An 11479-nucleotide genomic window follows, 5' to 3' on the forward strand; every position below is an offset into this window, starting at 1 on the left:
GATCGGGGATCGGGGGACCGGAATTGTGACGAAAGTGTGGCCGCGAACGCGGAAGAAGCTGATCTTCCCCCGTCGTCGTCTTAGAGCGATAGAATCGCCCCAACACCGTGTTCGAAAAGCTGTTCCAGTTTCTGTTCGAGTATCGGCCCCACGTCTTCCAGCAGGGTGACTTCCGGTTCGCCCCGCCGGCGGGCGCGCCGGTGGCGGCGCTGGTCATCGCCGCCGCGCTCGCGATTGCCTTCGTCAGCTACCGCCTGATTCAGTCGCGCGTCCAGTGGCGCGAGCGCGCGGTGCTCGGAGCGCTGAGGATCGCCGCGCTCGGTCTCATTCTCTTCTGCATCTTCCGGCCGGTGCTGATCGTGAAGGCGGCGGTCACGCAGCAGAACGTGGTCGGCATCCTGATCGACGACTCGCGGAGCATGCAGCTGCCGGCGACGAACCAGGCCGCCGGCTCGCGTGCCGATCTCGTGCGCTCCACCTTCGCGAATCCGGACAGCGCGGTGATCAAGGCGCTCTCCGATCGCTTTCTCATCCGTACGTTTCGCTTCTCCTCGTCGACGGCGCGCGTCGCCACCCCCGGCGACCTGACGTTCACCGGCACGCAGACGCGCCTGGCGAACGCGATCGAGAGCGCGCGGCAGGAGCTGGCCGGGCTGCCGGTGTCCGGGCTGGTGCTCGTGACCGACGGCGCCGACACGACCGACGCCACCGTGGCGGACGCGCTGCTGGCGTCGAAGGCGGAGGCGCTGCCCGTGTTCACCGTGGGCGTGGGGCAGGAGACGCTGTCGCACGACATTCAGGTCGGCCGCGTGTCGACGCCGCGGACGGCGCTCAAGGGCACGTCATTGCTGGTCGACGCGGTGCTGACGCAGACGGGCTACGCGGGGCAGACCGTCACGCTCGACGTCGAGGACGAAGGGCGCATCGTCGGGTCGCAGCCGGTCCGGCTGCCGGCGGACGGCGATCCGGTGTCGGTCCGCGTGCGCTTCACCGCCACCGAGGCGGGACCGCGCATCTTCCGGCTGCGCGTCGCGCCGCAGCCCGGCGAGGTCGTCACCCAGAACAATCAACGCGACGTGCAGATCGACATCCGCGATCGCAAGGAGCGCATCCTCTATTTCGAGGGAGAGCCGCGCTTCGAGATGAAGTTCGCGCGGCAGGCGATCAAGGACGATCCCAACCTCGAGCTGGTCACCCTGCAGCGGACGGCCGAGAACAAGTACCTGCGCCTCGACATCGACGCCGCCGGCGTCGAACTCGCGGCCGGGTTTCCGAAGACGCGCGAAGAGCTGTTCGCCTATCGCGGGCTGGTGCTCGGCAGCATCGAGGCGAGCGCGTTCTCGGCCGATCAGCTCCGCATGATCGCCGAATACGTCGACGTCCGCGGCGGCGGACTGCTGTTCCTGGGCGGTCCGCGCGCGTTCGCGGAAGGCGGCTACGCCGGCACGCCGGTCGAAGACGTGATGCCGGTGCTGCTCGGGCGATCGGCCGGCGCGTTCGCGGCGCTGAAAATCCAGCCGACCCGCGCCGGCCAGGCGCACGCGGTGACCCAGCTCGGCGACACCGAACAGGCGTCGGCGGATCGCTGGAAGTCGATGCCGTCGCTGAGCACCGTGAACCAGATCGAGGCGCTCAAGCCGGGCGCCACGGCGCTGCTCGCCGGACTCGACGAGCGCCGCCGCGAGCGGGTCGTCCTGGCGTTCGAGCGCTACGGTCGCGGCAAGTCGATCGCCTTCCCCGTGCAGGACTCGTGGCACTGGCAGATGGACGCGGCGATTCGCGTCGAGGATCAGACGCACGAGAACTTCTGGCGGCAGCTGCTGCGCTGGCTGGTGGACGGCGTCCCCGACGCGGTCGAGGTGCGGACGCTGACCGATCGCGTCGAGCCCGGACAGCCCGTCGCCCTCACCGCCGACGTCGTCGATCCGCGCTTCGTCGAGTTGAATGACGCGAACGTGGTCGCGCACGTCACGTCGCCGTCGGGGAAGAAGACCGCGGTCTCGCTGCAGTGGACCGGCGAGCGCAGCGGGCAGTATCGCGCCGCCTTCGACACCGCCGAGCCGGGCTGGTACCAGGCCACGCTGGACGCGACGCGCGAAGGCAAGAGCGTGGGAGGCGCCGTCGCGCACGTGCGCGCCGTGCCCGACGATGCGGAGTACTTCGATGCGGCGATGCACGCGCCGCTGCTGAAGCGCATCGCCCAGGATACCGGCGGGCGCTTCTATCCCGCGGACGCGACCTCGACGCTCGCCGACGATCTGAAGTATTCGGGGCGCGGCGTGACGGCGGTGGAAGAACGCGAGCTGTGGCACATGCCGGCGCTGCTCATCGCGCTGGTCTGTGTGATTTGCGCCGAGTGGGGGCTGCGGCGCTATTGGAGGCTCGCGTGACGGGGATCGGGCGCCGGGGACCGGGGATCGGGACGCTGCTGCCGTTCCTGTGCGTGCTGTTCGGCCTGTCCGCGATGGCGTCGGCGCAGAGCACGCATGCGGTGATCGTCGTCGGGCTTGCCGGCGATCCGGAGCACGGCGAGCTGTTCAAGAAGTGGGGGACGTCGCTTGCCGAGGCGGCGACCGGCAAGCTGAACGTTCCGAAGGAGAACGTGGTGCTGCTGACCGACGCCGCGGCGACGCGCGAGGCGGTCACGAAGGCCCTGACCGACGTCGCGTCCAGGGCCGGAGAACAGGACACCGTCGTGATCGTCCTGTTCGGGCACGGCACCTATGCCGGCAAGGTGGCAAAGTTCAACCTGACCGGCCCCGACATGTCGGCGCAGGATTTCGCGCCGCTGCTGGCGAAGATGAAATCGAAGCGGGTGGTCTTCGCCAACACCACCAGCGCGAGCGGCCCGTTCGTCGAAGCGCTGTCGGGACCGGGGCGGGTCATCGTGTCGGCGACGCGGACCGGCGCCGAGATGTTCGCCACGCTGTTCGGCGGCCCGTTCGTCGAGGCGTTCTCGAACGAAGCGGCCGACGCGGATCGCGACGGCAAGGTGTCGATCCTGGAGGCGTTCGAGCACGCCAGGCGCGCGGTGGCGGCGTCGTATCAGCGTGAAGGGCTGCTGCCGACCGAGCACGCGCTGCTCGACGACAACGGCGACAAGGAAGGCAGCCTCGAGCCGGGCCGGCAGGCGAAGGACGGCCAGTCGGCGGCGGTGCTGGCGATCGGCTCGATGCGGCGGCAGGCGGCTCCCGCGAACGAGAAACTGCGCGCGCTGTACGCCGAGCGCGACGCGATCGAGCGGCGCATCGAGTCGCTGAAGCTGCTGAAGAGCGGGATGGATCCGGCCAAGTACGCGGCGGAGCTGGAGAAGCTCGCGACCGACCTCGCGTTGAAGAGCCGCGAGATTCGCGCCGCGGAGGGGGGCAAGTGAGAGCAGCCCTGTTGACCATCGCGCTGGCCGCGGCGACGACCGCGGCGGTCGCCGGCGTCGCGGCCTCGGCGCCGCCGCGGTTCGCCGACCAGCCGCCGCGCTCGCTGGAAGGACAGACGCGCTCGTTCGGGCAGCTCGACGTGCAGGGCAACACGCCCTACGACGGGCGGTTCGTCTTCGTGCGCCTGCGCTACAGCTATGGCTTCGGCGGGTTCGGCCGCCGCGGCGGCGGGCCGCCGTGGTCGCACGACTATCCGCGCGGCGAGGTCCACTTCACGAAGATCCTGAACGAGATCAGCTACGTGCGGGCGCGCCCCGACGGTTCGAACATCCTCGGCCTCGACGATCCGGAGCTGTTCAACTATCCGATCGCCTATATGGCGGAACCGGGGTTCTGGACGCTGACCGACAAGGAAGCGGAGAACTTCCGCGCCTACCTGAAGAAGGGCGGCTTCATCATCTTCGACGACTTCCGCGAGCCCGAAGGGCACTGGGACAACCTGCAGCAGCAGATGCGGCGGGTGCTGCCCGACGCGCGGTGGATCGAGATCGACGACGGCTCGCATCCGGTGTGGCATTCGTTCTTCGAGATTGCCGACCCCAAGGCGCTCGCCGCGCACCCGACCTACGCCGGGATGGGGCTGCAGCTGACCTACTGGGGCATCTTCGAGGACAACGATCCGAAGAAGCGGCTGCTCGCGATCGCCAACGTCAACGGCGATCTCAGCGAGTACTGGGAGTTCTCCGACACCGGGTTCGCCCCGGTCGACCTGAACAACGAAGCGTACAAGTACGGCATCAACTACGTCATCTACGGGCTTACGCATTAATTGGAGGCAGCCTTTGGCTCTCGTGACCAACACCGTCGACCTGGATTCGCCCGATGACGTCGCGCTCGCGGACCGGATGAAGTCCGGCCGCGACCGCATCATTGCCGAGCTGCGCAAGGCGATCGTCGGCCAGGAGGAGGTCGTCAACCAGGTGCTGCTGACGCTGTTCACCGGCGGCAACAGCCTGATCGTCGGCGTGCCCGGGCTGGCGAAGACGCTGCTGATCTTCACGATGGCGCGCGTCCTGGAGCTGAAGTTCTCGCGCATCCAGTTCACGCCCGACCTGATGCCGTCCGACATCACCGGCACGGACCTGATTCAGGAAGACCCGACGACCGGACGGCGCGAGATGGTGTTCGCGCCCGGGCCGATCTTCGCCAACATCGTCCTGGCCGACGAGATCAACCGCACGCCGCCGAAGACCCAGTCGGCGCTGCTCGAAGCGATGCAGGAGCATCGCGTCACGATCCAGGGGCGGACCTATTCGCTCGAGGAGCCGTTCTATGTCTTCGCGACGCAGAACCCGATCGAGCTCGAAGGCACGTATCCGCTGCCCGAAGCGCAGCTCGACCGCTTCATGTTCCACATCGTCATCGACCATCCGCCGATCGACGAAGAGTTCGAGGTCGTCCGCTCCACCACCTCGCTGCGCGACATCACCTTCGAGCGTCCGGTCAGCGGGCAGGACCTGATTGCGTTCCAGCGCCTGGTGCGCCGCGTGCCGGCCGCGGAGCCGGTGATCCGCTACGCGCTCGACATCGTGCGCGCCAGCCGGCCCAAATCGCCGACCGCGCCCGACACCATCAGGAAGTGGGCGGCATTCGGCGCCAGCGTCCGCGCCGCGCAGCACCTGGTGCTCGGCGGCAAGGCCCGCGCGCTGACCAGCGGCCGGTATCACGTGAACTTCGAAGACATCCGCGCCCTGGCGCATCCCGTCCTCCGCCACCGCGTCCTGACCAATTTCCACGCGCAGTCGGAAGGGGTGACCAGCGACGTGCTGGTGGATCGGCTGCTGGAAGCGGTGCCGATGCCGAAGTCCGGTATGTAAGGGCGCCGCAGGTATTCAGCGCATGCGTAACGAACTTCAGGCGGGCGGGCTGACCGGGGCGCGGTTCGTGGACCCCGTGGTCCTCGCACGCGTCGGCAACCTCGAGCTGGTGTCGCGCGCGGTGGTGGACGGGTTCATCAACGGCATGCACCGCTCGCCGTATTTCGGCGCCTCCGTCGATTTCGCCGAGCACCGCGGCTACACCCCGGGCGACGACATCCGCCGCGTCGACTGGAAGCTGTTCGGGCGGACCGACCGCTTCTATATAAAGGAGTACGAGGCGGACACCAACGCCAACTTCGCGGTGCTGCTCGACGTGTCGAAATCGATGGGGTTCGGCAGCCGCGGCATCACCAAGCTGGAATACGGGCAGATCCTCGCCGGCTGCCTCACCTACCTGGTTCACCGGCAGCGCGATCGCGTCGGCTTCGCGGCCTTCGACGAGGACATCGTCGAATTCGTCCCCCCCTCGGCGAAGCACATGGACGTCACGCTGCACGTGCTCGATCGGCTGAAGCCCTCGAAGCCGGGACAACTCGCGCCGCCGATGAAGAAGCTGGCCGAGCACTACGCCCGCCGCGGCGTGCTGGTGATCGTGTCCGACTTCTACGAGGAGCCGCAGGCGGTGCTCGAGGCGATTGCCCCGCTGCGGTTCCGCGGGCACGACATCATCGCCTTCCACGTGCTCGATCCGGCGGAGGTCGAATTCAACTACGACCAGGCGTCCGCCTTCGAGGACCTGGAGAGCGGCGAACAGATTCCGATCGTCCCAGAAGCGCTCGCCGAGCAGTACCGCACGCTCATCCGCGAGCACTCCGAGGCGCTGCGCTCGAAGTTCTCCGAGCTGCGCATCGACTACGCGCTGCTGAACACCGCGACTCCTCTCGACCAGGCGCTCTTCACCTATCTCTCCATGCGGGAGCAACTCAGCCGGGTGAAAAGGTGACAACGACATTGGCGATTGGGCATCGCCGTCAATCGGCACTCCCCAATCCGTCGATCGCCACTCGGCACCCGGCAAGTCGTCGATCGCCAATCGCCAATCGGCGATCGACAGTTGGCGAGCGCGTATGGGCTTCGTAGCGCCTTTCGTCCTGGCGGGTCTGGCGGCGCTCGCCATTCCCGTGCTGATCCATCTGATCCAGCGCGAGCGGAAGCGCGTGGTCGAATTCCCGTCGCTGATGTTCCTGCGCCGGATCCCCTACCAGTCGGTGCGGCGCCGCCGCATCCGCGACTGGACGCTGCTCGCGATGCGGCTTGCCGCGCTGGCGCTGATCGTCATGGCGTTCGCGCGGCCGTTCTTCAAGCGTGATTCGCTGGCGGCGGCGACGCAGCAGGGTGCGCGCGAGGCCGTGATCCTCGTCGACCGTTCGTACAGCATGGAGTACGGCGATCGCTGGCAGCGCGCCCGCACCGCCGCGCGCGACGCCATCAACGGGCTCGGCGCCGGCGATCGCGCGTCCCTGGTGTTCTTCTCGTCCGGCGCGGAGGTCGCGGTGCGGTCCTCCGCCGATCGCGGCCGTCTCGACGCCGGCCTCGCCGCCGCCGCGACCGGACCGGGCGCCACCCGGTTCGCCCCGGCGCTCAAGCTCGCCGCGAGCCTGCTCGCCGAGTCGGCCCTCCCGCGCCGCGAGATCATTCTCATCAGCGACTTTCAGCGCCGCGGCTGGGAACAGACCCCTGGACGCGACGACGTCAAGCTGCCGGAGCGGACGACGCTGACGCCGATCGACGTCGCGTCCGGCGAGACCTCGAACCTGTCGGTCACGCCCGTGTCGCTCCAGCGCTCGCGGTTCGAGAACCACGATCGCATTGCCGTCACCGCCGGGCTGGTGAACCACAGCGGCAGCGCGGTGAGCAGCGTGCCGGTGTCGCTCGACGTCGACGGCAAGTCGATTCAGTCGCTTCCGGCGAACGTCGCGCCCGGCGGATCGAGCAGCGTGACGTTCGCGCCGTTCACCGTCGCGTCGCGCAACATGCGCGGCACGATCCGCCTGCCGGACGACGGCCTGAAGCGCGACAACGTCTTCCACTTCGTCGTCTCTCCGTCCGAACCCGTGCGGGTGTTCGCCGTCGGACGCGCGGGCGCCGAACGGCAGTCGCTGTACCTCGCGCGCGCGCTGTCGATCGGCGAGGCGCCGCGCGTCGAGCTGGTCGCGCGCACGCCGGCCTCCTTCTCCGACGCGGACGCGCGGCAGGCGGCGGTGGTCATCCTGAACGACGTGCAGACGCCCGACGATCTCGCCGATCGTCTCGCGCGGTTCGTTCGCGACGGCGGCGGGCTCCTGATTGCCGCCGGGCCGCAGGCCACCTGGCCCGCGCGTCTCTCGGACGTCGTCCCCGCGCTGCCGGGGGAGCTGATCGATCGCACCACCGCCGCCCCGTCGCGGCTCGGCGCGCTCGAGTACAGCCACCCGGTGTTCGAGCTGTTCCGCGCGCCGCGGAGCGGGGATTTCGCGGCCGCCCGGTTCTACGGCTATCGCGCGACGGGGCCGTCGACGGGCCAGGTGCTGGCCCGCTTCGACGACGGCACGCCGGCGCTTCTCGAGCGGAAAACCGGGGCGGGACGGGTGTTGATGTGGACGTCGTCGCTGGACCTCGACTGGAGCGACATGCCGGTCAAACCGGTATTCCTGCCGTTCGTCCACACCCTGACGAAATACCTGGCGGATTATGCCGAGGCGCCTGCATCATTGACGGTAGGGCAGGTGATTCCGGCGCCACGGCCGGCGCCGGGGCGGGCGGCTGCGGCGAACCGCGGCGGCACGGTGGCGATTGCTCCCTCCGGGGCGCGCGTCTCGGTCGAGACCGAGGACGGCGCGCTCGAACTGGCGGAGCAGGGGTTCTACGACGTGCGGACGCAGGGCGCGGGAGCCGATACGGCCACCGCGCTGGCGGCCAACGTCGATCTCAGCGAATCGGATCTGGCGCCGCTCGATCCGCGCGAGCTGGCGGCCGCCGTGGCAGGGCGGCCCCCGGGTGACGTCGCCGGGCTGAGCGGACCGCGGCCCAGTGACGAGGCGCAGGCGCAGGCCCAGCGGCTGTGGTGGTATCTGCTCGTGGCGGGCGGCCTGCTGCTCGCCGGCGAGACGCTTCTCTCCAATCGTCTTTCGCAGAACGGTGCGAGGGTGTCATGACGCAGCATATCGACGGTCGCTCGGACCTGGTCGCAGTCATCCATGAAGTGCGCCGGCGCTGGCGCATGAAGCTCGCGCTGCGCGGCGCCGCCATCGGGGCGGGCTGCCTGGCGCTCGCGCTGGTGCTGTCGGCGGTGACGCTGCAGTGGATGCGGTTCACGGCCGAATCGATCCTGGCGTTCCGGATCGCGCTGGCGGCGGTCGTGGCGCTGCTCGCCTACGTCTTCCTGGCCCGGCCGTTGATGCGCCGCGTGACCGACGAGCAGGTGGCGATGTACCTGGAAGAGCACGAGCCCTCGATGGAGGCGGCGATCATCAGCGCCGTCGAAGCGGAGCGCTCCGGGCTGTCGAAGGAATCGCCGGTGCTGGTCCGCAAGCTCGTGCAGACGGCGGTCGAGAAGGTGCAGGCGATCGAGTACGGGCGGCGGGTCGAGCGGGATCCGTTCAAGCGGTATTCGGGCGCGCTGGGCGCCGTGCTCGCCATCGCGGCGGCCATCTTCCTGCTCGGTCCCGCCTACATGCGGCACGCGCTGTCGGCGCTGCTGGTGATCTCGCGCAGCGTCGAAGCGGCGGCGCCGTACCGGATCGAGGTCACGCCGGGCCACTCGACGATCCCGCGCGGCGCCGACCAGGCGATCGCGGCGACGCTGATCGGCTTCCAGTCGGACCAGGCCGTGCTGATGGTCCGCAAGTCGTCGACCGCGGCGTTCGAACGCGTGCCGCTGATCCGCGCCGCCGAAGAGAAGGACGTCAAGTACGAGGCGACCCTCTTCGACGTCGCCGCGCCGCTCGAGTATTTCGTCGAGGCGGTCGGCGTCCGCTCGCCGGTCTACACCCTGAAGGTCGCCGACATGCCGTACGTCCAGAAGCTCGAACTGGAGTACCGCTTCCCGTCCTACACCGGACTGCCGCCGCGCAAGATCGAGGACGGCGGCGACATCGCGGTGCTCCGCGGCACCGAGATCCGCGTCCGCGCCACGCCGACGATGGCGGCGGGCGGCGGCGCGATCGTGATCGACGACAAGACGCAGATCCCGATGACCGTCGGCGCCGACGGCGCGCTGACGGCGTCGTTCACCGTCGATCACGACGGGTTCTATCGCATCGACCTCGAGCCGGCCGGCGGGCCGCGCGTTCCCGGCTCGCCGAAATACTCGATCGACGTGCTCACCGATCAGCCGCCGACGGTGTCGTTCACCAAGCCGGGCCGCGATACCTCCGCGTCGCCGATCGAGGAAGTGTTCCTCGAGGCGAAGGCCGACGACGACTACGGCGTGAAGACGCTGGATCTCGTCTACAGCGTGAACGGCGGCCCGGAGAAGACGGTCAAGCTGTTCGACGGCACCACGCGGATGCCCACCGTGTCCGCCGGCCACACGCTCTACTTCGAAGAGCTGAACGTGAAGCCGGGAGACTCGGTGTCGTACTACGCGCGCGTCGGCGACAACGGCACGGTCGGCGGTTCGCAGCGGGCGCTGAGCGACATCTACTTCGTCCGCGTGCGTCCGTTGACCAAGGACTTCCGCAAGGCGGAATCGCAGGGCGGCGGCGGTGGCGGCGGGCAGCAGGGCAACCAGGTCGGCAAGCTGTCGGAGCAGCAGCGGCAGATCATCTCGGCGACGTTCAACATTCAGCGCGAGCGCAAGACCGCCGGGGGGGACAAGACCCGCGAGAGCGCGGTGGTCGTCGGGCTGATGCAGCAGCGGCTGCGCGATCAGGTGGCGGAGCTGCTGACCAACCTGTCGGCGCGCGTCGGCAACGTCGAGAGCTTCAAGAAGATCACCGAGTTCCTCAAGCAGAGCGTGCCGGAGATGCAGACCGCGGAAGCGAAGCTGAAGGCGGCCGCGCCGGACCAGGCGCTGCCGCCCGAGCACCGCGCGCTCGAGTTCCTGCAGAAGGCCGAAGAGGAGTACGAGCTCCAGGTGAGCGCCGGCCAGCAGCAGGGGGGCGGCGGTGGCGGCGGCGGGCAGCAGATGGCCGAGGAGCTCGCCGATCTGTTCGAGCTCGAAGTCGACAAGATGGCCAATCAGTACGAGACGGCGCAGCGCGCCTCGCAGCAGCAGGCCGATCAGAAGATCGACGAGCTCGCCGAAAAGCTGAAGGAGCTCGCCCGCCGGCAGGAGCAGGAGGCGGAGCGTCAGCGCCGGCGCGCCGCGCAGGGACAGGGGCAGGGCGGCGGCGACGCGCAGCGCGCACTGGCGGAGCAGGCCGAAGAGGCGGCGCGCCAGCTCGAACGCCTCGCACGCGAGGAGAATCGTCCGCAGCTGCAGCAGACCGCACGCCAGCTGCAGCAGGCGGCGGATGCCATGCGCCAGGCGGCCGCGAACGGCGATCCCAACGCCGCCGCGGCGGCGGCGCAGGCGATGGAGCAGTTGAAGCAGGCCGAGCGGCAGCTGCAGCAGTCGCAGTCGGCGCGCACCGGCCGCGACGTCGAGGACGCGCTGCGCCGGGCCGAGGCGATGGCGCGCGAGCAGCAGCAGATCCAGGAGGACGTCGCCCGCCTCGATCAGCAGGGGGGCGCCGGCCGCCAGGAGAAGTCCCAGCAGATCAGCCAGCGCAAGAACGAGCTGGCCGGGAAGGTCGATCAGCTCGAGAAGCAGCTCGATCGCACCGCCGGGGACATGTTCCGCAACGAGCGCGATGCCTCACGCAAGCTGACCGAGGCCGCCAACGGCATCCGTGACAAGCGGATCGAGGACAAGATCCGCTATTCGGATTCGATGCTGCGCGGCGGCAGCCAGACGTCCGACGTCGCGGCGTTCGATCGCGACATTCAGAACAACCTCAACGATCTGCGGAACAAGATCGCCGAGGCGGCGTCTGCGGTGGGCAACACCAAGCCGGACCCGAACGCGCAGGCGCTCGACCGGGCTCGCCAGCTCGCGCAGGGTATGCAGTCGCTCGGCGAACGGATGCGCGGCCAGGACGGGCAGCAGCAACAGCAGCCGGGCGCCCGGGGCTCGCAGAACCGCCAGAACCAGCAAGGGCAGCAGGGCGAACAGAACCAGCAAGGCCAGCAAGGCCAGCAGGGCCAGCAGGGTCAGCGAGGCCAGCAGGGTCAGCAAGGCCAGCAGGGTCAGCAAGGCCAGCA

The 11479-nt window shown here is 69.2% G+C and carries 7 protein-coding genes; all 7 read left to right on the forward strand.

The window, feature by feature from the left end; genetic code table 11:
• Nucleotides 1-107 precede the first annotated feature (107 nt).
• Nucleotides 108-2390: a glutamine amidotransferase gene (locus VFK57_04090; protein ID HET7694864.1), complete on the forward strand. Its 2283-nt coding sequence runs from the start codon at nt 108-110 to the stop codon at nt 2388-2390.
• Nucleotides 2387-3373, forward strand: coding sequence for a hypothetical protein (locus VFK57_04095; GenBank protein ID HET7694865.1), 987 nt, complete (start codon nt 2387-2389; stop codon nt 3371-3373). The genes VFK57_04090 and VFK57_04095 overlap by 4 nt, the downstream gene beginning before the upstream one ends.
• The gene (locus VFK57_04100) at nt 3370-4203 is read left to right on the forward strand and encodes a DUF4159 domain-containing protein (GenBank protein HET7694866.1); all 834 of its coding nucleotides are present in this window, start codon (nt 3370-3372) and stop codon (nt 4201-4203) included. The genes VFK57_04095 and VFK57_04100 overlap by 4 nt, the downstream gene beginning before the upstream one ends.
• Before the next feature lie 22 nt (nt 4204-4225).
• Nucleotides 4226-5251 carry a MoxR family ATPase gene (locus VFK57_04105; protein ID HET7694867.1) on the forward strand — a complete coding sequence of 342 codons (1026 nt, stop codon included), beginning with the start codon at nt 4226-4228 and terminating at the stop codon, nt 5249-5251.
• Nucleotides 5252-5273: 22 nt separating this feature from the next.
• Nucleotides 5274-6197 (forward strand): DUF58 domain-containing protein, encoded by a 924-nt coding sequence (locus VFK57_04110; GenBank protein ID HET7694868.1) that lies wholly within the window; start codon nt 5274-5276, stop codon nt 6195-6197.
• Nucleotides 6198-6321: 124 nt separating this feature from the next.
• Nucleotides 6322-8388 carry a BatA domain-containing protein gene (locus tag VFK57_04115; GenBank protein ID HET7694869.1) on the forward strand — a complete coding sequence of 689 codons (2067 nt, stop codon included), beginning with the start codon at nt 6322-6324 and terminating at the stop codon, nt 8386-8388.
• The coding region (locus VFK57_04120; protein ID HET7694870.1) for a DUF4175 family protein at nt 8385-11479 on the forward strand (3095 nt) is incomplete at its 3' end. The genes VFK57_04115 and VFK57_04120, both read left to right, overlap by 4 nt.

It is taken from the genome of Vicinamibacterales bacterium (genome assembly GCA_035699745.1).
Taxonomy (GTDB): domain Bacteria; phylum Acidobacteriota; class Vicinamibacteria; order Vicinamibacterales; family 2-12-FULL-66-21; genus JAICSD01.